Source organism: Algoriphagus sp. NF, from assembly GCF_028823735.1.
Lineage (GTDB): Bacteria > Bacteroidota > Bacteroidia > Cytophagales > Cyclobacteriaceae > Algoriphagus > Algoriphagus marincola.
In genome coordinates this window covers 1-24,846 of the sequence record NZ_JAPEIB010000032.1, presented here as the reverse complement: position 1 = coordinate 24,846, position 24,846 = coordinate 1, and the positions used below count along the sequence as shown (strand labels likewise).

Genomic DNA, 24,846 nt, shown 5'->3' with positions numbered 1-24,846 from the left:
TGAAAGGCCTATTTGGCCAAAATTTCTCGAATTGCTGTGATAAACGAATTTAATTGATTCCATTCAACTGACAAGGGAGGAAGCAAACGAATCGTCTGCTTTTTTGCTGCAGAACCTGTGAATATTTGGTATTTGTTTACTAATTCCGAACGAACTGGTCCCGCTTCTCGGTCAAGATCTATCCCGATCATAAGCCCTTTTCCCCGTACTTCCTGGATTTGTGGAATAGTTCGAAGCTCTGAAATAAGGCGTTCCCCAAGTTCATTTGCACGCTCTTGAAGCTTCTCTTTTTCAAGCACTTCCAAAACGGCTAATCCAGCTGCGCAAGCCAGATGATTTCCTCCAAAAGTCGTTCCTAGTAGGCCATAACTCGCTTCAAATTCTGGCGAAATCAAAAGTCCTCCAATTGGGAAACCATTGCCCATCCCTTTGGCCATGGTAATCAAATCGGGCATCAAGCCATCTACCCATTGATGTGCAAAAAACCTTCCCGTCCGACTAAAGCCTGATTGCACTTCATCCAAAATAAGCTTAGCTCCATATTTTTTACAGAGTCTTTCAAGACCCAAAAGAAAGTCTGTCTCCGGCACCTGAATACCTCCCACACCTTGAATTCCTTCGATAATGACTCCGGCTATTTGTTCATGCGCTAGTGTTTTCTCTGTTTCTTCCAAATCCCCAAAAGGAAGAATATGGAAATCTGAACGGGCATTAGATGGGGCAATGATTTTTGGATTATCTGTCAAGGCAACTGCACCTGATGTCCTTCCATGAAATGCTCCTTTAAAGGCAATGAAACCAGGTTTTCCAGTTGCAAATGATGCCATTTTGATGGCGTTTTCATTTGCCTCAGCTCCGGAGTTACAAAGGAAAAGCTGATAATTATGCAAACAGGAAAGCTCTCCCAGTTTATTTGCGTATTCTTTCTGTATGGGGATCTGAACCGAGTTGGAGTAAAATGCAATAGAATCAAGCTGATCTTTGATTCGCTTGACAAAATGCGGATGCGTATGCCCAATTGAAATCACCGCATGACCACCGTACAGATCCAAGTATTCCCGACCTTGATCATCCCAAAGTTTACACCCTTCCGCCTTCTGAATAGTGATGGGAATCAAGGGATATACATCAAATAGCTTCATTTTTATTTCAAAATTTTAAAGGGTGATGAGATCGGTTTTTGAAATTCGATTCAAGAAGTTAAAATGCAATTGACTTAAGATTCAACCCTGTCTTTTCATCCAGACCAAAAGCTAGATTATAGTTTTGAACGGCTTGTCCTGAGGCACCTTTTAGGAGGTTGTCGATAGCTGAATAAATCACTAATTGTCCGGCTTCTTTTTGTAAATAAACCAGACATTTATTGGTATTGACCACTTGCTTTAGGTCAATGTCATGGTCTGCGACATGGGTGAAAGCAGCATTTTTGTAAAATTCCTGATACAAGGCTTTTGCTTCTTCCAAACTACCCTCAAAAGGAAAATAAGAAGTAATCCAGATTCCCCTAGCAAAATTGCCGCGATAAGGAACAAACAGCAGATCTGAATCGAAATCAGCATTTGTTTGAATGAAGGTTTGCTTGATCTCTTTCAGGTGTTGATGTGTGAAGAGTTTGTAAACCGAAATATTGCTTAATCTGTAGCTGAAATGGGAGGTTTCGGCCAGTTTCTTTCCTGCACCAGTACTCCCGGTAATTCCATTGATATGAATGGAACCCTTCACTAAGCCATTTAATACAGCCGGCAAAAGCGCCAATTGAATCCCTGTCGCAAAGCAACCGGGATTGGCAATTCTTTTAGCGCTTTTGATCTTCTCCCGATTGACTTCAGGAAGCCCATAAATGAATCCATCTGATTCATCCCTGAAATCCGTGGAAAGGTCAATGATGACTGTTTTGAGATCAAAAGAATGCTGATCTAAAAAAGAGCATGTTTGTCCGTGAGGCAAGCCTAAAAAAACTGCATCTAGACCGGAAGTTTCTACCTGATCAGTAAAATACAAGTCACAATCTCCGATCAAGTCCGGATGCACCTCGCTTACATGCTTTCCTACTTGACTGTTCGAATGGATATAGACCAGTTCACAGTTTGGGTGATGTACCAAAAGACGGATTAATTCACCTCCTGTGTAGCCTGCCGCACCAATGATAGCTGTTTTAATCATTTTCTTGTTGGTTGACCTGATGGAAGATGGCTGTTTGATTTCCTAAAATTCGAGTAAAGCCCTTGACATCTTCTGCTGTGTATCCCTTGTTCATCTCCCCATAGCTTCCAAATTTCGATGCCATCAAATCATGGGCTGAAGCAATTCCCAAAAGGGTAAAGTGCTTAACATCCAGTCTCACGAAGACATCTCCAGAAACAAACTCCTGAGTAGATTGAAGGAAAGCCTCTAGGTTTCGCATTACAGGATCGAGATAATGCCCCTCATGTAGGTGATTTCCGTAAAATTCAGCCTGTTGATTTTTCCAGAAAAGTTGCCACTTGGTAAGGGTATGCTTTTCTAGCAACTGATGTGCTTTGATGATGATGATCGGTGCTGCGGCCTCAAAACCCACTCGTCCTTTGATTCCGATGATCGTATCTCCGACGTGAATATCCCGACCGATTCCAAACGGGCCGGCGATCTCCTGAAGCTTCTGAATGGCTTCTACCGGATTATCAAAAACCTCATTATCAATACCTTTCAATTCTCCTTGAACAAAGGTCAATTTCACTTCTTTAGCCTCTTTCTCAGTTATTTGAGTAGGCCAGGCTTCTTCGGGTAAATATCCCAAGGAAGAAAGAGTTTCTTTTCCACCCACGGAAGTACCCCAGATACCTTTATTTATGGAATATGCGGCCTTTTCGAAATTCATTTCCACCCCATGCTTTTTCAGATATTCGATCTCCTCCTGTCGGGAGAGCTTTAAGTCACGAATTGGGGTGATGATTTCAATATCCGGGATAATGGTCTGAAAGATCATATCAAATCGGACCTGATCATTTCCCGCACCGGTTGAGCCATGAGCTACCGCTTTTGCTCCGATGGATTTGGCATAGTCAGCCAGTGATTTTGCCTGCAGGATTCGTTCGGCAGATACGGATAGGGGATAAGTCCCATTTTTCAAGACGTTACCAAAAGTCAGGTATTTCAAAACCTGCTGATAGTAAGTATCTACCACATCCAAGATGGTAAAAGATGCGATTCCGAGACTTTTTGCTCGGGACTCGATGGACTTTAATTCTTCTTCGGAAAATCCGCCTGTATTGACCAAAACAGCATGTACCTCATAACCCAAATCTTTGGATAAATGGAGTGCACAAAAGGTGGTATCGAGGCCGCCACTATAGGCTAAAACAATTTTTTGCATCTATTCTTGAATTTTAAATAAATAAACTGAGAAAGGATTTGGCTGACTTGCCAAGTTTAAGAAACACGAACTTTTTCAATCGAACCCAGCGATCAAACAACTTGATACGTTTATTAAAATCTTTACGAAGGGCCATTTCTGCCAATTTGTTTTTGGGAGCATTGGGATCGTAAAGCATCGCCGTACAGAGGCAGTTTTGCCTTGATTTGGACATCAAAATTTCATAATTGACACAGCTCTGACAGCCTTTCCAGAATTCATTATCGTCCGTAAGATCTGCGTAAGAAACAGGAATGTATCCCAGTTCAGAGTTGATTTTCATCACAGCAGGCCCGGTGGTTAAGCCAAATATTTTCGAATCCGGATATTTAAGCCGGCTAAGCTTGAATATTTCCTGCTTGATTTTTCTTGCCAAGCCGTACTTTCGGAATTCTGGGGAAACGATCAAACCGGAATTGGCCACATATTTCCCATGTCCCCAAGCCTCAATATAGCAAAAGCCTGCCCAGCGACCATCTCCTGTCAATGCGATGATGGCCTTTCCCTCTTCTATTTTGGTTTGGACGTATTCGATACTACGTTTGGCAATACCCGTGCCCCGAGCTTTAGCCGAGTTGGCCATCTCATCGGTGATTTGCTGAGCAAATGATTTGTGACTGACATCAGCCACTAATATTTTAAAGGTGATTTCTTCCATATTAGGTGGAGAAATGAATTACTGCGTTGCAGAAATGAATAAATCAGGAAAGGAAAGGACAAAAGGAAATCTCCCGCGTAGGGAAATTGAAAATATGGCAGGGTCAAACCCTAAAAAAGTACCTTCGCCTCCTAACTGGAGAAAAATTAACAGCAGGACATCCTACCACAACAAAAGCTGTCGCGTTGTTCTCGGATATCAATATGTTATTGAAGGAATTCATTTGAGCATGTAAAATTGTAACGATGAAAAAGATATTCCAAAATAAATTCACAAAAATTAATCATTTCAGGCTTTTAGCTGAAAGGAATTTAACCAAACAGTTCAAAAAATTAGAATTCGTAAAATAAACCGAATTTTATTTTGAGCTATATCAAGTCTTTTTACTCATTTTTTTCAAAGCATTGACAAATTGATCCAATTCATCTGTAGTGGTGTAGATGTTTGGAGTGATTCTGCAGCCATGAACACCATTTCCATCGATTGCAACGGTGAAGATTTTAAATTCATCCATCAAGCGTTTGGCCATATCTCCGGGTTTTACTTTTTCCAAACCCACATTGGCGATGGCACAGGATCGAAAAGGCTCGATGGGTGTATTGACGTTGATTCCTTCGATTTCTCTGACCTGATCTGACCAATAGCGCTGAATAAACCGTAGCCGGTCTTCTTTCCGCTTTGCACCGATTTTTTCATGAAATTCAATGGCATTTATCACTGCAAGGTCGGTAGCTACGGGATGTGTACCTGTATGGTTGAGATTGTAAATTCCAGGCCGGTCTAATTGATAAGGCGCGAGTAAGGGACGAATTTGATCTGCTTTCCCCTTTTTGACAAACAATAATCCAGCACCAAGCGGTACACTCAGCCACTTGTGAAGACTTGATCCATAATAGTCACAATCCAAATCTTTCATTTTGAAAGTGAAATGCCCCACCGCATGTGCACCATCCACCATCACTTCCACTCCATGACGATGGGCCATATCACAGATTTTCCGTACAGGCAAGATATGACCCGTGATATTGACAATGTGGGGAACCATGATCAGTCTAGTCTTGCTGGTAATGGCATTCTCATAGACCGCTACGATCTCCTCATCTGATTCTGGATGCATCGGAATATCTATCTTTTTGAGATGGACTCCATGTCTTCGATGGGCTAGTTCAAACATAGTCAGCATACTCCCATAATCCTGATTTGACATGATAGCCTCATCTCCTCTGTTCCACGGATACCCTGCAATAATAAGATCTAATGATTCGGTGGTATTCCGAGTGATGGCTATTTCCTCTGGATCTGCTCCAACCAATTCGGCTAGTTTGGCTGCTGAATTGGCCTTATTATCCCATTGTACCGTCCGCATGTAATAAGAACCTTGATAATTCACTTCACGGATATGTTCGATGTATTTCTCGAGTGTTTCCTGGGGTAAAAAACAATAGTATCCATTTTCCAAATTGATATAATCTGGCTTGAGTTTGTAGCCTTTTCGGATTTGATCCCAAATATCATCCGAGTCAAAGTCAATACCTGATAAATTATGAGCTTCTGCCTGACTTTTCAGAGGTCCTGCGAAAGTTCCCAAACCTAGGCTTGCAAGAGCTTTGATAAATGTTCTTTTCTTCATAGCATCAAAGGATATAGGTTAAAATCCACACGATCAAAAGCAAAATGGCCACCCAAGTGATCCAAGGGGAACGTTTCGGGAACTCAAATTTGCAAATAGGGCAAATAGCTGCCTTGGCATCAATTTCCATGGCACAGGATGGACATTCTTTTGTTTTCAAAATTCAGTGAACTCTTTTAAGGATTTGATCATTTCTCCCATAAGTAAATCAAAAGTCTATGAAAATTGAAATTTGGTCGGATGTAGTTTGTCCTTTTTGCTACATCGGCAAGCGAAAACTCGAAAAAGCACTGGATAAATTTCCCTTGAAAGATCAGGTCGAAATCGAATGGAAGAGCTTTCAGCTAAATCCAGAAGAGAAAACCAACCCATCGATAAATACTTTAGAGCATTTGGCACAGTCAAAGGGATGGTCCATGGATCAAACCAGAGAAATCACCTCAAATGTGGTGGAAATGGCCAAAGAGCATGGCTTGGAATTTGACTTTGAGAAGGCAAAGGTGGCAAATACCAAAAACGCTCACCGACTCATTCATTTTGCAAAACAGCAAGGGAAAGGCGGAGAAATGAAGGAACGCTTACTAAAAGCCTATTTCAGTGATGGAGAAAATGTGGATGATCCGAATACGCTGATAAAGCTTGGAGCAGAAATCGGTTTGAAGGAATCCGAAATCAAATCAATGCTAGCGTCCAATCAATTTGATGATGCTGTGGATCAGGATATTTATGAATCCCGATTAATAGGTGTTAGAGGAGTTCCTTTTTTCGTTTTAGATCGAAAATTCGGAATTTCCGGAGCACAGCCTGACGAAGTATTTGAGGAAACCATAGAAAAAGCATGGTCCGAATTCGCAAAAAACAACTCTATTTTCGAGGTAAAGTCCGCTGAGAATGGAGAAAGCTGTGATGTAGACGGGAATTGCTAAATAGAGATGGAAGTAGGAAGCTTGAAGTAGGAAGACCTTCTCACTTCATGCTTCCCACTTCTAGCTTCCGGCTTTAAATTACCAAACTCCACGAGTTTTCATCTGAAGCGTGTAGACTGCATCCATTGCGGTGATAAACAAGGTTTTTCTATCTAAGGCGGCAAAAGTGACGTTGGCAGTCCATTTTGCGGGAACCGGGATGTGAGCTATTTTTTCGCCTTTCGAGCTAAAAACAGTCACTCCGTCTCCTGTGAGGTAAATATTTCCTCGATTATCGATCGTCATTCCGTCTGATCCCATTTCGCAGAAAAGCTCCTTATTGATCAAATAACCATCTTCCCGGATTTCGTAGCGGTAGGTTTTACTATCTCCGATATCTGCAACATAGAGGTATTTACCATCTGGTGTACCTATTATTCCATTAGGCTTGACTAGATCTTCTGCTACCCGGAAAAACTCCGCTCCATCCTCAGACAAGAAATAGACATGCTCTCCATCTTGTTCCAATTCATTGCCTCGGATTCCTTCCCAGTAAGGCCTTACATAAAGAGGATCCGTAAAATACATTCCTCCCTTTGGTCGCACCCAGACATCATTTGGACCATTTAATTTTTTGCCTCTAAAGTTTTCGACCAAAACCGTTTCATTTCCCTTTGAATCCAAAGCCCAAAGCTGATTTTGCTCATCTGCACAGGAGATGAGTGTCCCATCAAGTTTGAAATACATGCCATTGGATCGTCCGGCATTTTCCTTGAACACCGAAACTTCTCCGGAAATCGCGTTCCAGACGTGGATTCGGTCATTGGGTTGGTCTGTAAAATACACATCGCCCACGCGACTGACAGCAGGTCCTTCGGTAAAGGAAAATCCATCTTGGACTTTCACCAGTTCGGCGCCCTTGACGATGATTCCTTTTTTATCTTCAATTTGCGACATAGCTGTTTGGGATAAAATACTCGCTACCAGAGCGAGTAGTAATTTTTTATTGATCATAGGTTTATTGGTTTCTCTCCATTACTAAAATTAGCACTTCTAGGTCTTCACTGTAAGCCATCCGTGAAATATTTTGATGAGATGAAAGCTTGATTTCAGCAAGTTTGGACCATGTATTTTCATTTATTCTCCTCATAAAAATCTCATTTCCTCGTGCCATCAAAATGTTTTTTTTATCAACCCAGATAAAATCTTCTGAGCCAGCCAAGCCAAGCCCTAGTTCGGATTTTCGATTGGTTTTTAAATCAAAAGCCCGTAATTCCAAGGCAACACCATCTGGTTTTGTCTGCACATCTTCTTTGGAAAGATAGGTGATTTCTGAGGTTTTTGGCCTTTGCTTTACTGATCTGCCGATATTCTGATCCATTGATACGAGATCTCCTCGACCTCTAGCATAAATCAATGAATTAGGCTCTCCTAAAACAAACATCGCGGCCTTATTGTCATACCAGTCATAATAGCCCACAGGCTCGATATCATCATAGAGTAACTCCGGCTCACTAAGGTTGATAGGGTAAAGCCAAAGCCGCTGAGCACCTTCGGGCTCAACTACGACCGCTGCTATGTATTGCTTGCAATCCGTAATGGATGGGGAATATTCGCTTCGATCAGCAGTTTTGGTAAGATTGGTGAAGTTCCTTGTTGAAAAATTATAGAGAATAATATCGTGATTTCCTTGATCATCAGCTGCCGAAAAAACTAATTCCTGATCATTGATGAAATTTGGTTGATTGTCATAGCCAACTCTATCTGTCAATGGTTTAGCTGTTTCTGCGAGAATTTCAAGGTTTTTACCCTTTCCTTTGGTATCCACTCGAATCAAATCAAAGCTTCCCTGCGCAAATAGCTGCAAGGAAAATAGGAACAGAAAACAGAGATTGGCAGTAATCTTCTTCAGCATAATTGACTGGTTTGTGCAACCAAAATACAAAATCAAGGTTAGATTGCTGTGGACAAATTGAAGCTTTACAACAATCAGAATTTTGATCAACTCCGACAAAGACAAGATCCCCTTGCAGATCAGGCAGTTGAGGACTTGGTAGCAAATCCAAAGTTGATTGATGTAATCAATTCCTGGGATATGATTCCTGATCAATTGAGCCTTGATTTCAGTCCGAGGGTGAGAAATTTCCTTCAGTTTTATTTTGATAAACAATCACTTGGAGAAACTTCAGTTCTTCAAAATGGGCAGGATTTTTTCGCTAAAAATGGAGATATCTATCTAGGTCTTTTAGGTTTTTATTCGTTGCCCTACTGCTATGCTTTTGGAGATGGGGCAGAGGTCTTGGTCAGATCAAAGCGGATCGTACAGGATATCGGAAAGCGGCTGGCAGAGACTGGCGTTTTTGTGATGGACATTTTCCGGCCCAATTCCTTTATTTATGATTCTCGGGCCTACTTAACTTGCGCGAAAGTCCGGTTGATTCATGCTTTTAGCAGGTATTTTATCCAAAAATATGCATGGGACTGGGACCCAAAGTTTGGAAAAGCTATCAATCAGGAGGATATGCTTGGAACTAATCTGGCCTTCAGCATGATAGTGCTTCGCGGAATGATCAAAATGGGCAGGAATATCTCAGAATCGGATTTTGAGGCTGTTTTGCAGTATTGGAAATGGATAGGGGAGTTGATCGGAGTGGATACTAGTTTTTGGCCAGAAAATTCCAAGGAAGCGTTTGAGTTGGATCGACTGATCCGGAAAAGACATCTAAAAAGCACAGAAGCAGGAAAAACCTTGATAGGTGCTCTCGGTGGCTACTATAAAGGAAACATTCCTGATGCCCTCATCCGGCAGCAAGTTGATGGATTATTTTATTTTTTCCTTGGAAAAGAAGCCTCCAATGCACTTGGAATTAAAAGCACAAATGCACTTCCTGGAAATTTGGTTGATCTTGTTTTTCGCTTTTCAGGATTGAAAAATTACGGCTCGAAGAAAAGCTATGAAAGCTTTCGCAGAATGATGGAAATTCAACAAAAAGAACAATTTGGTGAAGTCATAAAACTGAACTTACCTCAAGTTGTCCGTTCATAATCGGACACATTTTTGTACGTTTATCAATCATTTTAATCGTTCAACCCCCTCTTTTTGCCGAAAAACATGCATTTTGGGCATTGGCACCCTTTTCGTATTCTTACTGGCATGAAAGCAATCATCATGAAACTTCAGAAGCTTCCATTGGAGCTGATCTTTTGGATCGGAAGTTTGCTTGCAATTCTCACGATTGACCCTTGGGCAGCGAATCACTTTTCGCTCTGTCCGCTGGAAAATCTCGGGTTCAGTTGGTGTCCTGGTTGCGGTTTAGGCCGGGCCATGAACTTATTGGCACGAGGAGAATTCCAGGCATCTTGGGAAATGCATCCCTTGGCGACTTTGGCGTATCTGGTGATTATTTCTAGAATTTGGAATTTGATAAGCAACTTAAAAACAACACACAACTATGGCTAATGTATTAAGACACCTGCCCGAACTCGAAGGAATGGAATTGGGCTACATTCAAGGATTGATGAAAAATATGGATGACGATCAAGCATCTCTTTTTGCACAGGTTTACCGTGCGAGAAGAAAAGACGCTCAAATGATCCTAATCTTGACCTTAATCGGTTTCTTTGGATTTGCAGGTTTGCATAGATTCATCTTGGGACAAATCGGCTTAGGTATTTTATATATTTTGACTGTCGGATTGTGCTTTATCGGTACGATCGTGGATTTGGTCAACTACAAGAGCCTAGCTTATGAATACAACGTCAAGATGGCGCATGAAACCTTGGCAATGCTTTCCAATCAATATCCTTCTCCTATGGATGGAAATAACGGAAACTCATAAATTGTATACCAATAACCACTAGCAAGAGAGGCTGTCCCAAAAGTAAAGCTTGTCACATTTAGCGAAGTCGAAATGTCTTCCAACATACCGGAAATGGCCTTCGACTCCGCTCAGGCTGACAAACAAACGGTTTATGAGACAGCCATTTTTTTGTTACCAATCATCTTCTGTTCCCAAATCCTTCTTCGGTTTTTGAAGTGTTTCTTCAAAAAAGTCTTCCCCTTCATCAGAAAGTAAAAGGTGAAATCCCATCAATAGTTCTGAAATTGCTTGTAATTCCTCAAACGAGGCTTGCTGCACATGGAAGGGAAGCTGGACAAGGTTTGAATCTTTTTTTGAAAATGGGGGAGAAACCTCCGCATCAAAGAGATAGGGCCAAAGGGTTTTTCCACAGGCTATTCCCCATCGATCTACGGCTACCTGACCTGCATAGACTTCTAGCCTTTCATTAATTTCATTAAAAAATCGCTCGGTTTCAGCTAATCTGATTCTTGATCCTGCTCTAGACTTTCCTTTGGTTTTCAAATGTTTAACCTGTGATTTACCTTGTTTTTTCCGAACCATATAGGCTCGAAATATTTTGTGATCAATCAATTGACGATTTTCAATTAGCCCTGTAAATGCTTGCCCGGCTCTAATTCCAACCAATGCTATGGCTGATTTGGATTGAAGAACGAGTTGGTCATTTTGCCAATTGTGGTCCCAAGGCAGAAATATCTTGGCAAACCATTTATTTTGCATTCCCAACTCGAGTTGGTGCTTTTTTTGATTGTATTGAAAATCCAGATTTTCCTTTTTGGACTTTTTCAATAACTCCTCAAAAGTCGTAAAATCAATATTTTGGGTATTGGGAATATGCATACAATTAGATCCAAAAAAGGATTTCTGCAAATAAACAAATAACTATGGACGAAGAAATAGAAAACCTCTTTCAGCGAATGCTTGACCCCGAGGAAGCAGAGGCTTATAATTTTGCTGATAAACTTGGGCTTAAAGCTACCGAAGAAGTCAAAGATAAGTTGATCGAATTAGTGCTTTCTGATGACTGGGAAGCTGCCTATCTGGCTTGTAGAGCTTTGTCTAAAACGCATTGGAACGAGGAATCACTGGATGCGATTTTTAAGGCTATCCGTGATCGAAAAAATAAGCAGCAGCAGGGAGCTTTTGTACAGATTTTAGAAGAATTCGACCTGAGCCAGCGTTTTGTTGATGTTTTCCGAGTGTACTTATTTGGAAATTTCAAAGCTTCCACCTTGGCAAAGGAATATTTGGATAGCGTGGAATTCGATATTTCGCCAAGAACCATTCGAAAAGCAGAGAAGCACTGGAATCACTACCTCCACAACCCAGAAGATCCTGATAGTCTTTCCATTAAAAAATCTGAGATTGAGCCTATGTTATTGGAAATGAGAGAATTATTTTCTGATTGAGTACAACTTTTGAGACTTTTTGAAGTTAATATTCATATGAAATCGACACGATTAAAAATCATCATTAAACTAACAGGGAAATTATTATTTTAATCGTCAAAGATTCCATGTGACCTTTGAAAATCAAATTATACACACATGAGAAAGCGAGACGTCATTGGATTTCATAATCAATTTCTGAGCGATTTTGGCTTTAAATTTCATCCTAACCACTTGCTGTTTTTCAAAGATTTTGATCATGGGCAGCAAGTGGTTTTTATTCATTATTCTGAATATCCAGATGTGAGCTATTTAGAATATAATTTGGGGGTAAGAATTCATCAGGTTGAGGAAATCATCCATAAATTTCTCCCAAGCTTAAGTGATTATTCCCGTCGATCTATTACTCTTATCCAAAGTCCTGACAAAATAGGGAAGGAGCTACCTAAGCGTTTTGTCTTAAACTCAAATTCACAGCTGGCTCAATCAATTATGGCTGCAGAGAAGTTTTTTGTGGGTCATGGATTTCATTGGATGGACGAAATGATCATTCCGGAAAATCTTGAAAAAGCTTTCGCAGATAGAAAAGAAAAAGTGTTTAGGACACAAAACTTTGTGTATTACGTTTTTCGTGGGGTAACCTTGGCTAGAATCTACAATCCAAATGATTATCCGGTTTTACGGGATATTTACTTAGAGGAAATTAAGAAGACGGGCATGACTCCATTTACTATCGCCTCATTCCTGCAGCTTTTAGATTTCCTCGACCGTTTGGAAGATTAATCTCTTTTCTTTTTCACACCCCTAACTGCCTCCGCTTCTAGGGGATTTTCAGGCCACTCGTGTTTGGGATACCTTCTTTTCAGGTCTTTTCTCACTTCAAAATAGCCATTTGACCAAAAGCTTTTTAAATCTTGAGTCAATTGCACTGGCTTAAAGCCCGGTGAAAGCATTTCAAGAAGTAAAGCATTTTTCCCCTGATTTATCCTTGGAGTCTCTATCAAACCAAAAAGCTCCTGCAATCTTACGGATAGTCGAGGTTGCATACCTTCTTCTTGGTATTCAATTTTAATCTTGCTTCCTGAGGGCACTTCTATTTTTTCTGGAGCAAGTTGTCCTAGCATTTGCTGCTGCTCAAAGGAAAGAGAATGGAGTAGTATATCTTTTAAATTAAGCTTTTTGAGATCATCATTTTTTGAAATATCTATCAAATAGGGAGATAGCCAATCAGGTGCATTTTTACAGAGGTTTTGAACCGACCAATCCGGCCAGGATGAATCATTATTCCAATTTCTAATCGATTGTACCCGGTAAATTAGCTGTAGGGTTTCCTCATTCCAATCTAATAAATACTGGCCATCTTCCTGAATAGCCCTAACAATGGCTTCCTTGGCTAATCCGGGATTGAATGCTTTGAGTGGTCTTTTTCCCAAAATAATCGCCCCAATTCGGACTTCGGTCTCCGCAATAAGTCCACCCTTTTTTCGGTCCCATTCTAAAACCTCCCGAGTCTTAAGCATGGGTGCAAGATCTTTTGGGTTCAAAGGAGCTGCTAACCATATTTTACCCATTCCTTCTCTCGCATCTACCTGGGCCACGGCCAGCCAAGATTCATGAGCCAAGTCATCTCGGTGACCAATTTGAGCAATTTTACCATTCGCCAATTGAAACTGAGCATTGTTTCCAGGACGTGCTGCGGCGATTCGTTCTGGGTAGGCATACGCTAGCAAAAGTCCTGTTGCCCAAGGATCTACCGGCGAATTTTCTGGCGTAACCTGAAAGATTTTCCTGTATTGTGCAGCTACCTTTTCTATTTTTTTGATTCGGGATATGCTTACTCCACGATCTCTATACCTCCTCAGAGCTTCCACGCGCAAATTGATATCTACTCCCGCATCAGCCCCTAAAGGATCTCGCTCCTCCAGGATAGCAGCCACATCCGTAGCCAACTCCAACAGTCCATTTTCTTTCGCATAAAGCAGCATATGGGCTATTCTTGGCTGTAGGGGTAAGGCCTGAATGCCTTTTCCATGGGCTGTAATCTGACCATTTTCAATCGCTTCGATCGCCTCCAACACCTTTTCGGATTGTGCAATGCTAGCTTTTGGTGGGGGAGTAAGCCAAGCCATTTCTTGAATACTATCTTTGCCCCAGGCTATCATGTCCAATACCATTCCGGTCAGGTCAGCCTCCAACAGCTCAGGAGTTCTAAAATCTGCCAATTGACTCTGAATACCTTTATTCCAAAGCCGGTAGGAGTGGCCTGAAGAAAGCCTTCCGGCTCTTCCACTTCTTTGATCTGCTGAATCCTTACTGATTCTATGCAAAACCAAACGAGAAAGACCTGAACGCGGGTCAAATTTATTTGATTTGGCAAATCCTGAATCTACTACCACCCGAATGCCTTCTATGGTTAGTGAGGTTTCGGCTATATCCGTGGACAAGACTATCTTCCTTTTTCCCTGTGGATTGGGTAAAATAGCTCTTTGCTGATCGGCAGGAGCTAGCTGTCCATAAAGTGGTAAAATAAGGTCATCTGGCAAAGCCGATCTAAGAATGGATTGAGCTTTTCTTATTTCTCCCTGACCAGGTAAGAAAACCAAAAAATCTCCTTCATGCTTTTCAGTCAAAGGAATGATTTGCCTAGCTGTATCCTCTCCGATGGCATATTCATCGATCGTGTTCAAGTAATTAACTTCCACGGGATATTGTCTTCCCTTGCTTTCAAGCACATTCGCGTGGAGTAAAGAGGAAAGTTCCTTCGTATCGATGGTCGCAGACATAAGCAGAATCCTCAAATCAGGTCTAAGTATCTCTTGAATCTCTCTCGCTAGCGCAAGTCCTACTTCAGAAAAGAGATTCCGCTCATGGAATTCATCAAATATCAACAAGCCGACTTCCTCCAATGCATTGTCTTGATGCATCATTCTGGTCAGGATTCCCTCTGTGATGACTTCCAAACGTGTTTTTTCTGAAATCGCTGATTCAAATCTAATTCGATAGCCCACTGTTTCACCCACTTTTTCACCAATCATATCAGCCATTCTAGTTGCAATGGACTTGGTAGCTAGACGTCTAGGTTCGAGCATCAAGGTTTTCTTTCCTTTGAGCCACTCTTCTTCAAGGAGAGCTAAAGGTAAAAGCGTACTCTTTCCCGCACCGGGAGGCGCTTGAATGATTAGGGAATTTTGGCTGGAAAGGTGATTTTTGACCTTAGGGATGATTTCAGATACAGGAAGGTCGAAGGAATCGGGATTAAGAATAATCATGCATCAAAGATATTGAATGACTACTTTTTATGTAGATAAGCATCAAAAAAGAGGAAAATAATTTCAGGTTTTTAAAATTCTTTAGATTAAAATCAGAACTTTAACCAATAGAATCTCAGACTATGAATGCTAATAAAGATATTCGTTGGATCCAGCGTTTTTCAAATTATGTGAAAGCTTTTGAGAAACTAGACCAAGCGATCGAAAAAATAAAATCCGAATATAGGCTGGAGGAAGATGGGAAAATTAGCTCAGATGAGTTTTTAGATGATATCATCAAAGAAGGGATTATTCAACGTTTCGAATATACCCATGAGCTTGCCTGGAATGTGATGAAGGATTACATGAAAGAAGTTGGTGGCATTACAACTATGGGTTCTAAAGATGCAACAAAGGAAGCATTTTCGGCTGGTTTAATTTCGAAAGGAGAAACATGGATGGACATGATCAAGAGTAGGAATAAAACCTCCCATACCTACAATGAAGAAACTGCTGACAGTATTTTTTTGAGTATCATACATGATTATCACCCGCTTTTCGAACACTTCCGAGACAACATGGAAGAAATCAGGAGTGGATCACAAGGAAAACTGTTTTAAAATGGATTTTGGATTGTCTTCATCAGTTATAAAAAAGCTCCAAGCAGAATTTGAATCATTTCCTGAAATAGAAAAAGTGGTTATTTATGGTTCCCGTGCCAAGGGAAATTATAGAGAAGGGTCTGACATTGATTTGACTTTTTTTGGCGAAAGTTTAGACCTGAGAAAACTCCAAAAAATTGAACTGGCTATTGATGATCTCTTCCTTCCCTACAAATTTGATGTCTCCTTATTTAAGCAAATCTCTAATGCAGACTTGATAGATCATATCAATAGGGTAGGGAAAGTCTTTTATGAAAAAGAAAAAACCACTTCAAATTAATCTGAAGTGGCTTTTTTGGGTTAGTTTTTCAATTTATTGAGCGGAAAGTTTTGCTCCTGCTTTTCCGTATTCCCAGCGAACTTCAAATCCGCCATCCTTTACTTCATAGACCAATCGCTCTTCCATTGAGGAAGTTTGCTGAGAAGGTACATTTACTCGAAGGGCGTCTTTTGAGGAATCATAATTGAAGGCTCCCCATTGCTTAGCTTCGGTATTGAAAATGAAGGTAGACTCGTACTCACCTGGGATGATAAAGAAAGCATAGGTTCCAGCAGGAAGCTTCTGACCTTCTACCATAATGTCTTTATCCGTGGTGAAAGTGGTCGCCTCATTGGCACCAGCTCTCCAAACTTGGCCTAGAGGAACCAAATCTCCCCAGATCATACGACCTTTTACAGCAGGAGATGAATAGTTGATGGTGATTTTAGCATCTCCCACAGTTCCTTCAGCGGTACGGGCAGGACTAGGTTTTTCTTGTGCTTGGGCAGCAAAAACAAATGCTCCAAGCATCAGCGCAGAGAAAAGGATTTTTTTAAAGTTCATGGTTATGTGATTTAGTGATAGTGAAATTAAAGGGTTAAGATAATTATATAAAGGTTTGTACTGTCAATTATTAAAAAGGTTTAGGGAATACGCGAATTCCCTAAACCTAAGGAAATTAAACTTTAACCCATGATTGGGATTTATTACTATCGATAATTCGCTCACCGATAATTAGCTCCCTTAACCCATCAGCGAAGGTCGGAAATGATGGCGAATCAGGTTGTTTTCCTTCTCGGACTGCCGCATACACTTCCTTAAACATTTGCTTAGATGTATCAGGAAAGCCTTCATTATGGCCTCCAGGGAAAGAAATCAGGGCTGAAGCTTCTGGGTGAAACAATGCCGGATCTTTCATCAGATGACCATTTGCTGTCTCTCTTTTGCCTATCCAAAGCTCATTAGGTCGCTCTGAATTAAATTCAAAATTAGATTTAGAACCTGCAATTTCGATGTTTAATCGGTTCTTTCGTCCTGCATTGACCTGGGATACAGTGATAGAGCCTTTCGATCCATTATCAAAACGCAATAGCACGGTAGCATGGTCCTCAGTATTGATTGGAACTTCTTCATAATCATCCATGGTAAGCATTTTGCCAGAATAGGTCTCAATGGCTTTCAGAGGCTTCAATCGGGTTTTATGAACCGTAGAGAAGTCAGCTAATACTTCTGTGATTTTCAGCCCTGTCACATATTCAGTGATATCCAATAAGTGGGAACCAATATCGGCAATAGCGCGAGAATCACCGGATTTGTCAGGTTCCAATCTCCAGTTATAGTCTGTCTTTAAAAATAGCCAATCCTGCAAATAGGAACCCATAATACTGTAGACTTCACCCAGTTCTCCTTTTTCTCGCATAGTCTTCATTTGTCTGACCATGGGGTAGTAGCGGAGGTTGAAATGCACGGCATTAACCAGTCCTTTCTCAGCAGCAAGTGCTACCAACTCTTCTGCTTCATCAATTTTTACAGCCAAAGGCTTTTCGCAAATCACATGCTTGCCCGCTTCTAATACAGCCTTGGTTTGTGGATAATGAAGAAAATTAGGAGTACAGATATGGACTACATGAATATCCGAGTCTTTCAGCATCTCTTCAAAAGTGTAAGCTTTAGGAATTCCCAATAAAGCTGCTTTTTCATCGGCTAACTCTTGAGTGACCTCAACCAGGCCAATTACTTCAATATTTGGAATTCTTCTAAGCGCCTCCAAGTGGGCCGGACCGATAAATCCTGTTCCGACGATGGCTGCATTGATTTTTTGAGACATAGGTTTTTAGGTTTTATTTGATGTTAAACAAAGTTTCAAATTAGGAAAAATGCTTAATAATCGAACAAAGAAGTGTATTCATTTATCTTCTAGCTTGACCTTGATTTTTTTTAGCTGGTAATGAAATAGATCGAATGTCTTTTACTCAGAAGGCTTTAGCCACCATTTGCTGTTTTGAGATTGTTCCTCATTGAAATAAAGGAATGAGCCGATCATTGGTGTTCGGACTTTTACATTAAGCTCTTCAGCTTTTGGCAATAGCCGGTCAATGGGATCTGTCCAACTGTGCATAGCTAGTCGAAATGCTCCCCAGTGAATTGGCATGATTTGTTTGGCACGCAAATCCAGACCAGCCTGTGCGGTCTCCTCAGGCATCATGTGGATCTCTTTCCAATTTTCATTGTATTGACCACATTCTAAAAGCGCCAAATCAAAAGGCCCGTATTTATCGCCGATTTCTTGAAAATGAGGTCCATAGCCACCGTCTCCACTGAAATAAATACTTTCTGAGGCTGTAGAAATCACCCAAGATCCCCAGAGCGTACTAAATCGATTGGACAAGCCACGGCCTGAAAAGTGTCTACTTGGAGTAAATGCTACTGCAACTCCTTCATAGGAATCTTCCTCCCACCAATCTAGTTCTTGTATGTTTTCACGAGACACACCCCATCGCTCCAAATGCGCGCCAACTCCCAAGGGGACATAAAACATTCTGGTTTTAGGGATCAGACGTTGTACCGATTCATAATCCAAATGATCGTAATGATCATGAGAAAAGAACACCATATCAATAATCGGCAATTGCTCCACCTCAATGGGTAATTCATCGTAAAACCGATTATTCCCAAGACATGGATGCGGAGCAGGGACATCCCCGAACATCGGATCCAGCAAAATATTTTTTCCGGCTAGCTGAAGCAAAAAGGCCGAATGTCCAAACCAAATAAGTCGAGAATTTTGGGAGGTGATTAAATCCAGTGAATCTACCTTTTGAACAGGTAATTCAAAATCCGGTTGACGAGAAGGATCTGACTTGAAGAATTCAGGTAAGAGTTTGATGGCTTTGGCAAAGCCCATACTCATTTCAGTAGGAATCAGATTTTGAAATTTCCCATCACTATAATGCGGAAGCTTTTCGAATTCTTGAACTTGTTCTTTGCTTGGATTAGCTCCAAACTGTGGATTAAGATTAAGAAAAAGCGCCACAAAAAGAATTAGGCTAAAAACAAAGCCTGCGGGAATTAGAATAATATTTCGAATCACTTTTCTTTTGGATTGAAGAGATTTTATTGACGGGCAAATATTAAACCGATTTTACCTCCAAATAAATCCCAGATAGATTAGTCTCATAAACTGAAAGTGAGTAAAGAAGTTTTCCGATCTTTTTCAGCGTATAATTCCATCAATGGCATTTTCAGCTACTTGATTTTTTGTAACTTACCTAAAAAAAAGAACCATGGCCAGTTTCAATCTTAAAGTAAATGGAAAAAGTCATCAGGTGGATGTAGAAGATGACACTCCCTTGTTGTGGGTGCTTCGTGATCACCTGGGACTAGTAGGTACAAAATTTTCATGTGGTATCGCCCAATGTGGTGCCTGCACTGTTCATCTGAATGGCAATCCTACTTTTTCATGTGTGACGCCCATCTCAAGTGTTGGTAACTCTGAAGTAACGACCATTGAGGGGCTTTCAGAAAACGGTGATCATCCCGTACAAAAAGCATGGGAGGAAGTAGATGTGGCACAATGTGGCTACTGTCAAGGAGGACAGATTATGCAAGCGGTGGCTTTTTTGAAGCAAAATCCTAATCCTAGTATGGAGGAAATTGACAATGCGATGAACAGAAACATTTGTCGCTGTGGTACCTATCACAAGATTCGCGAAGCAGTAGCAGAGGCAGCCAAAAACACGTAATTATGAAAACTGTAAAAAGAGAAAGTAGAAGAGACTTCTTAAAAGCTGCTGGCTTGACTGCTGGTGGATTATTTATAGGATTCAACTGGTCTAGCTGTGATAGCCCGAAGGTCGAGGTTTTGAGTACCGAGCAGGTACTTGCCAATGCAAAAAACTTCAATGCATATCTTTCGATAGCTCCATCCGGAGATGTGGTGATTTATTCCCCTAATCCTGAATTGGGACAAAATATAAAAACCTCTTTTCCTATGGTCGTGGCTGAAGAGCTCGATGCAGACTGGTCAAAAGTCCGAGTTTTGCAGGCCAACCTGGATACGGAAAAATACGATCGCCAACTTACGGGTGGATCAGGAGCCATGCCTCATAGCTGGGAAAGGCTTAGAAAAGCAGGGGCTACAGCAAAGTATGTCTTGGTAGCGGCTGCTGAAAAAGCCTGGAATGTACCCGCTGAGGAGATTAGTGTCGAGAATGGAATCATTTCCCACAAAGGCTCCGGAAAATCTGGTCATTTCGGAGAATTTGTAGGAGAGGCAGCTCAGATGGAGACACCTGAAGAGGTTACTTTAAAGGATAAAAAAGATTTTAAAATCATAGGCACTCCAGTGAAAAATGTGGATGCCCGTGGAATTTATACCGGAAAACCACTCTTTGGATTGGATTTCTACCGAGAGGGAATGAAGCATGCTATGGTACAGCGCGCTCCTTTTGGAATGAAAATCAAATCTGTGGAAGATGGCGCTGCCAGAGCAGTGGCAGGAGTGACCGATGTAGTCACGTTCGGTAATTCTGTAGCAGTGGTAGGGGACTCTACTTGGCCTTTGCTGAAAGCTAAAAAATTGCTTCGAGTAGAATATGAGCCTGACGGAACTGTAGAAAGCACTGCTGACCATGATCGAATATTCCAGGATCTAATTGCCAATGGCAAAGCGGAAGTAAGGAGAGAAGATGGAAATGTTAAATCGGCATTTGCCAATGCGGCAAAAGTGGTGAGCGCAGAATATCAATGTCCATTTTTAGCGCATTCACCTATGGAGCCGGAAAACTTCTTTGCACATGTGCAAGGAGATCGTTGCGAGCTGATTGGTCCTACGCAAACTCCTGATCGAGCTAGACAAACTGCTGCCCAAATTCTTGGAATTCCTGCCGAAAATGTGACGGTAGAAATTACCCGTTTGGGAGGTGGATTTGGCCGAAGACTTCGTGCAGACTTTGTCGAAGAGGCGGTACATATTTCTAAAGCCATCAATGCTCCGGTGAAACTTACCTGGAGTAGAGAAGATGAACTCACTGGAGGAGCTTACAGACCAGCAGTTAGATATCGATTTGAGGCGGCATTGGATGAAGGCGGAACCATGATTGGGTACAAGCTCCGTGGAGTAGGGATGAATGCCGGTAATTCCACTAGGGAGAATAATTTCCCTTCTGGTGCAGTGGATAATTTATTAATTGAAAATATCAATTACGACTCTAGCATCACTACCAATGCTTGGAGAGCTCCAATTACCAACTTCCTGGCCTATGCAGAGCAAAGCTTCTTAGATGAAGTGGCTTTGGAAGCAGGAAAGGATCCGGTGGCATTTAGATTAGAACTACTAGATCGAGCCAAAAATAATCCAGTGGGAAGGCTTGGCTATGATGTTGACAGGATGATCGGGGTAGTTAAGACTGCCGCTGAGAAATCCAATTGGGGTAAAAACTCAAATGTAAAACAGGGCTTTAGTGTTTATTTCTCACATCGATCCTATGTAGCGCAAGTGGCAGATATCGAGATGGAGGGTGGTTCACCTGTTTTGAAGAAGATAACGGCTGTGACCGATTGTGGAATGGTCGTAAATCCTACTGGCGCAAACCATCAGGTTCGAGGAGGAATCGTAGACGGAATGGGGCATGCAATGTATACGAATCTTACCTTTGAAAACGGTGTGCCTAAGCAGCGAAACTACGATTTATACAGATTGATCCGAATGAAGGAAGTTCCGGAAATTGAAACTCACTTCGTAGATTCTGGATATGATCCAACTGGTCTGGGAGAGCCTGCTCTTCCACCTACAGGTGGTGCCATTGCCAACGCCATATTTGCAGCGACAGGTAGAAGACTTCGAAGTCAACCGTTCATTGAGCAAAAGGAATTTTCCGATGTGAAACTTGAAATCCGAAGGTCCTAAAATTGGAAAATTAAAAGATTGAAAAATTTTAAAATTAATCCAATCGAAGCAAAAAGATTAAATGATTAAGCCTCTAGATTTGACTCTAGAGGCTTTTTGTTTTTTGATTGGTAAATACTTTTTTGGAACAGATTAATTACTCAATATTCAGATATTTCAATATGTATATCCGCTTTTACCAGTAGAAAAACTGAATGGCTAAAATTCTGCTAAAATGATAGGTTTATGCAGGCATCGGTCATCGGACATCTGGGTCCTGTCTGCAGAGGCGGATCCGTCTTTTTTAGAAAAGAAAATTAGGCTAATGGCATCTTTACGGACAATCATATATTTCAATTTCTCAATTAATCTTCTCCGCTTCTGCTCTCAAAATCTCATTATCATCAGCCTTTCCATTTGCAATGAATTCAGCAGCTGCTGAAGTTTTCTCTTGACCTTTTTCAAGTAAAACCCGTAAGGCAACCATCACACCGATTCGGGTTCCAACTTTCTTAGCTGCAGTATTGAATAATGGTTCTAATTCATCATATGAAATTTCCTCTGCTAGGGTAGCGATGGAGGATAAGGCGGTTTCCAACTTATCTCCGGAGAAGTTGGTCAACTTCTTACTGATTTGTTGAATCTCGTTCAATGGCTTTTTCTGACCTTGCGGAGAGGAATTTTGATTTTGCTTAGGCTGATTAGCTGGAGCGGGAGGTGTATTTTGCTTAGCCCAGGTATCCTTCAACCCCACCGTTTTATTGAAAACCAGTTTACCATCCTTGGAGTCTGAGTCTAAGGTGAAGTAGCCTAATCGTTGGAATTGATACTTATCATCCATCGTAGCATTGGCCAAGTGAGGTTCCAGAAACGCATTGGATATAACCTTTAATGAATCAGGATTTATGAAATCCAAGAATCCCTTATCCTCATGGCTATCTGGCGCTTCGTCTAGAAACAAACGATCATACTCCCGAACTTCAGCCTGAATAGCATGCTCGATAGAAACCCAATGCAAGGTTCCTTTCACTTTTCGTTGGCTGGCTTCTGTGCCGCTTCCTGATCTTGATTCTGGATCGTATGTACAATGAATTTCCTGAATAACTCCTGATTCATCTTTTACAACTGATTCAGCCTTAATGATATAAGCACTTTTCAAGCGAACTTCATTTCCCAAGGAAAGCCTGAAGAACTTCTTTCCTCCATCTTCTTTAAAATCTTCCCGTTCAATGTATAATTCTCTTGAGAAAGGCACATCATGCGTACCAGAATCAGCCTGCTCTGGATTATTCTCCATCTGAAGAATCTCTGACTTTCCTTCAGGATAATTGGTAATCACCAGTTTTACTGGATTCAAAACACCCATTACCCGGGTAGCAGTTTTATTCAAATCTTCTCGAATGCAAAACTCAAGCAATGACACATCTGTAACATTATCCCGCTTTGAAATGCCTGCTAGATCACTGAATTTCCGAATAGAATCAGGGGTGTATCCTCGTCTTCTTAGACCGGAAATGGTAGGCATTCTAGGGTCATCCCAGCCGGATACAATATTTTTTTGCACCAGCTCCAGAAGCTTGCGCTTGCTCATCACAGTATAGCTTAAGTTGCGACGTGCAAATTCGCGCTGCTTGGGTCTCAATAAGTTTGAGTCATAAATCTGATCCAAATACCAATCATAGAGCTCTCTATGTGCCTTAAATTCCAAGGTACAAAGTGAATGAGAAACCTGCTCTACATAGTCGGACTGGCCATGAGCCCAATCATACATGGGATAGATACACCAATCCGAGCCTGTGCGATGATGGGCTTTGTTGATAATTCGATATAAAATCGGATCACGCATATGCATGTTTGGCGAAGCCATGTCAATTTTTGCACGTAGCAAATAGGATCCCGCAGCAAACTCTCCATTTTTCATTCGTTCAAACAAATCCAAACTTTCTTCAATTGGCCTGTTTCGAAATGGAGAATCCGTTCCAGCGGTAGTCGGAGTTCCTTTTTGTGCAGCAATTTCCTCAGAGGATTGTTGGTCTACGTAGGCCTTTCCTTCCTTGATCAGTTGGATCGCCCAATCATACAATTGCTGAAAGTAATCGGATGAATAGCACTCATTGGCCCACTGAAATCCCAACCAAGCTATATCCCGTTTGATGGCATCGACATACTCCTGCTCTTCTTTTGCTGGGTTGGTGTCGTCAAACCGGAGGTTTACCGGAGCGTTGTATTTTTCTCCCAATCCGAAGTTTAGGCAGATCGAAGCTGCGTGACCGATATGCAAATAGCCATTGGGTTCGGGAGGAAATCGAAAACGAAGTTGATCTTTAGGAAAACCATTTTTCAAGTCTTCCTCGATAATATGTTCTATAAAATTGAGTGATTCGGTAGATTCTTTCATAAGGAAATTTAAGCTGTAAAAATACTTCAATTGGTAGGAAATACAATTAAAATCCACGTAGAGGAATTTCTAAAAAAACAGAAAATTAATCCAGAAATTCTTTGAATTAGTCTAATACCTATTTTCAGGAATACTTTTCTCTCTAAAGATTTTTAAATCTCATCCATTCCTCGCTCTAGCCTCTCTGGACCTTTTACTTTAAGTAATTCTTTTGATCGGTCGATTTCAAATTGTATTACCAATTTTTCAACATTGGTTTCATGAATATCCAGACAGGCATTAAAATGTATTAACTCATATTCCAGGATAAGAGTGCCAGAATCTCCTTTAATTGTCATAGAGTCAGGGAGCGCTTTTACTTCTTCAACTACCGCACCTTCGCTTTTGAAATGAAAGGAAAGAAAGATTTCAAGTTCATTCACTTTTTCTTTCAAAAGTTTTAATACTTGCTCCCTTTCGTTTGAAGTAGTTGGAAAGTTAAAAATCCAGACGTCCTGCATGGAATGATCGATTTAATTCTTATCAGATTGATGTAATAAATTCATTTTACCCCAATTACT

24 protein-coding genes are annotated in these 24,846 nt (G+C 41.1%); 10 read left to right on the top strand and 14 right to left on the bottom strand.

Annotated elements, in window-relative coordinates:
• Positions 1-8: 8 nt before the first annotated feature.
• The 5 genes from OU792_RS14265 to OU792_RS14245 form a co-directional block, all read right to left on the bottom strand.
• A complete protein-coding gene (locus OU792_RS14265) occupies positions 9-1,142 on the bottom strand; it encodes an aspartate aminotransferase family protein (protein ID WP_134201376.1) in 1,134 nt (377 codons plus the stop codon).
• Positions 1,143-1,200: 58 nt separating this feature from the next.
• Entirely contained in the window at positions 1,201-2,163 is a 963-nt protein-coding gene (gene argC / locus OU792_RS14260) for an N-acetyl-gamma-glutamyl-phosphate reductase (RefSeq protein ID WP_134201378.1), read from the bottom strand.
• Complete coding sequence (locus tag OU792_RS14255) at positions 2,156-3,352, bottom strand: argininosuccinate synthase (protein WP_134201380.1); 1,197 nt, start codon at positions 3,350-3,352, stop codon at positions 2,156-2,158. Before OU792_RS14255 ends, argC begins: the two co-directional genes overlap by 8 nt.
• 13 nt (positions 3,353-3,365) lie before the next feature.
• Positions 3,366-4,049, bottom strand: a complete 684-nt coding sequence (locus OU792_RS14250) for a GNAT family N-acetyltransferase (RefSeq protein WP_134201382.1) — start codon at positions 4,047-4,049, stop codon at positions 3,366-3,368.
• A 373-nt stretch (positions 4,050-4,422) separates the two neighbouring features.
• Complete coding sequence (locus OU792_RS14245; protein ID WP_134201384.1) at positions 4,423-5,679, bottom strand: aminotransferase class V-fold PLP-dependent enzyme; 1,257 nt, start codon at positions 5,677-5,679, stop codon at positions 4,423-4,425.
• Between the two features lie 218 nt (positions 5,680-5,897).
• Between OU792_RS14245 and OU792_RS14240 the strand changes: the two genes are divergently transcribed.
• Complete coding sequence (locus tag OU792_RS14240) at positions 5,898-6,605, top strand: DsbA family oxidoreductase (protein WP_134201386.1); 708 nt, start codon at positions 5,898-5,900, stop codon at positions 6,603-6,605.
• 78 nt (positions 6,606-6,683) lie between these two features.
• On the opposite strand, the gene OU792_RS14235 is transcribed toward OU792_RS14240, so the two are convergent.
• Entirely contained in the window at positions 6,684-7,598 is a 915-nt protein-coding gene (locus OU792_RS14235) for an SMP-30/gluconolactonase/LRE family protein (RefSeq protein WP_274670523.1), read from the bottom strand.
• A 4-nt stretch (positions 7,599-7,602) separates the two neighbouring features.
• Positions 7,603-8,499, bottom strand: a complete 897-nt coding sequence (locus OU792_RS14230; protein WP_274670522.1) for a hypothetical protein — start codon at positions 8,497-8,499, stop codon at positions 7,603-7,605.
• Between the two features lie 48 nt (positions 8,500-8,547).
• Between OU792_RS14230 and OU792_RS14225 the strand changes: the two genes are divergently transcribed.
• The 3 genes from OU792_RS14225 (at position 8,548) to OU792_RS14215 (ending at position 10,423) form a co-directional block, all read left to right on the top strand.
• Complete coding sequence (locus OU792_RS14225) at positions 8,548-9,630, top strand: oxygenase MpaB family protein (protein ID WP_134201392.1); 1,083 nt, start codon at positions 8,548-8,550, stop codon at positions 9,628-9,630.
• A gap of 123 nt (positions 9,631-9,753) precedes the next feature.
• A complete protein-coding gene (locus OU792_RS14220) occupies positions 9,754-10,044 on the top strand; it encodes a DUF2752 domain-containing protein (RefSeq protein WP_274670521.1) in 291 nt (96 codons plus the stop codon).
• The gene (locus OU792_RS14215; RefSeq protein WP_134201395.1) at positions 10,037-10,423 is read left to right on the top strand and encodes a TM2 domain-containing protein; all 387 of its coding nucleotides are present in this window, start codon (positions 10,037-10,039) and stop codon (positions 10,421-10,423) included. Before OU792_RS14220 ends, OU792_RS14215 begins: the two co-directional genes overlap by 8 nt.
• Positions 10,424-10,576: 153 nt before the next feature.
• On the opposite strand, the gene OU792_RS14210 is transcribed toward OU792_RS14215, so the two are convergent.
• Complete coding sequence (locus OU792_RS14210; protein ID WP_134201397.1) at positions 10,577-11,284, bottom strand: hypothetical protein; 708 nt, start codon at positions 11,282-11,284, stop codon at positions 10,577-10,579.
• Between the two features lie 44 nt (positions 11,285-11,328).
• Between OU792_RS14210 and OU792_RS14205 the strand changes: the two genes are divergently transcribed.
• A complete protein-coding gene (locus tag OU792_RS14205) occupies positions 11,329-11,853 on the top strand; it encodes a HEAT repeat domain-containing protein (protein WP_134201399.1) in 525 nt (174 codons plus the stop codon).
• A gap of 138 nt (positions 11,854-11,991) precedes the next feature.
• Positions 11,992-12,615, top strand: coding sequence for a hypothetical protein (locus OU792_RS14200; protein ID WP_134201401.1), 624 nt, complete (start codon positions 11,992-11,994; stop codon positions 12,613-12,615).
• Here the strand turns inward: OU792_RS14200 and hrpB are convergent.
• The gene (gene hrpB, locus OU792_RS14195) at positions 12,612-15,101 is read right to left on the bottom strand and encodes an ATP-dependent helicase HrpB (protein WP_134201403.1); all 2,490 of its coding nucleotides are present in this window, start codon (positions 15,099-15,101) and stop codon (positions 12,612-12,614) included. The genes OU792_RS14200 and hrpB overlap by 4 nt on opposite strands.
• 122 nt (positions 15,102-15,223) lie before the next feature.
• Between hrpB and OU792_RS14190 the strand changes: the two genes are divergently transcribed.
• Positions 15,224-15,700, top strand: a complete 477-nt coding sequence (locus tag OU792_RS14190; protein ID WP_134201405.1) for a nucleotidyltransferase substrate binding protein — start codon at positions 15,224-15,226, stop codon at positions 15,698-15,700.
• A gap of 1 nt (position 15,701) precedes the next feature.
• Positions 15,702-16,022 carry a nucleotidyltransferase domain-containing protein gene (locus OU792_RS14185; protein ID WP_134201407.1) on the top strand — a complete coding sequence of 107 codons (321 nt, stop codon included), beginning with the start codon at positions 15,702-15,704 and terminating at the stop codon, positions 16,020-16,022.
• A 33-nt stretch (positions 16,023-16,055) separates the two neighbouring features.
• Here the strand turns inward: OU792_RS14185 and OU792_RS14180 are convergent, their stop codons facing one another.
• The 3 genes from OU792_RS14180 to OU792_RS14170 form a co-directional block, all read right to left on the bottom strand.
• Complete coding sequence (locus OU792_RS14180) at positions 16,056-16,565, bottom strand: DUF2911 domain-containing protein (protein ID WP_134201409.1); 510 nt, start codon at positions 16,563-16,565, stop codon at positions 16,056-16,058.
• 115 nt (positions 16,566-16,680) lie between these two features.
• The gene (locus tag OU792_RS14175; protein ID WP_274670520.1) at positions 16,681-17,829 is read right to left on the bottom strand and encodes a Gfo/Idh/MocA family protein; all 1,149 of its coding nucleotides are present in this window, start codon (positions 17,827-17,829) and stop codon (positions 16,681-16,683) included.
• Between the two features lie 141 nt (positions 17,830-17,970).
• Positions 17,971-19,092 carry an MBL fold metallo-hydrolase gene (locus tag OU792_RS14170; RefSeq protein ID WP_274670519.1) on the bottom strand — a complete coding sequence of 374 codons (1,122 nt, stop codon included), beginning with the start codon at positions 19,090-19,092 and terminating at the stop codon, positions 17,971-17,973.
• Positions 19,093-19,285: 193 nt separating this feature from the next.
• Between OU792_RS14170 and OU792_RS14165 the strand changes: the two genes are divergently transcribed.
• Both OU792_RS14165 and OU792_RS14160 read left to right on the top strand, forming a co-directional pair.
• On the top strand, positions 19,286-19,744 hold the full coding sequence (locus OU792_RS14165; RefSeq protein ID WP_274670518.1) for a (2Fe-2S)-binding protein: 459 nt from the start codon (positions 19,286-19,288) through the stop codon (positions 19,742-19,744).
• A gap of 2 nt (positions 19,745-19,746) precedes the next feature.
• Complete coding sequence (locus tag OU792_RS14160) at positions 19,747-21,909, top strand: xanthine dehydrogenase family protein molybdopterin-binding subunit (RefSeq protein WP_274670517.1); 2,163 nt, start codon at positions 19,747-19,749, stop codon at positions 21,907-21,909.
• A 340-nt stretch (positions 21,910-22,249) separates the two neighbouring features.
• Here OU792_RS14160 and OU792_RS14155 read toward each other — a convergent pair whose 3' ends face one another.
• The gene (locus OU792_RS14155) at positions 22,250-24,286 is read right to left on the bottom strand and encodes a glutamine--tRNA ligase/YqeY domain fusion protein (RefSeq protein ID WP_274670516.1); all 2,037 of its coding nucleotides are present in this window, start codon (positions 24,284-24,286) and stop codon (positions 22,250-22,252) included.
• Positions 24,287-24,438: 152 nt separating this feature from the next.
• Positions 24,439-24,720 carry a hypothetical protein gene (locus OU792_RS14150; protein ID WP_134201417.1) on the bottom strand — a complete coding sequence of 94 codons (282 nt, stop codon included), beginning with the start codon at positions 24,718-24,720 and terminating at the stop codon, positions 24,439-24,441.
• Between the last annotated feature and the right edge of the window lie 126 nt (positions 24,721-24,846).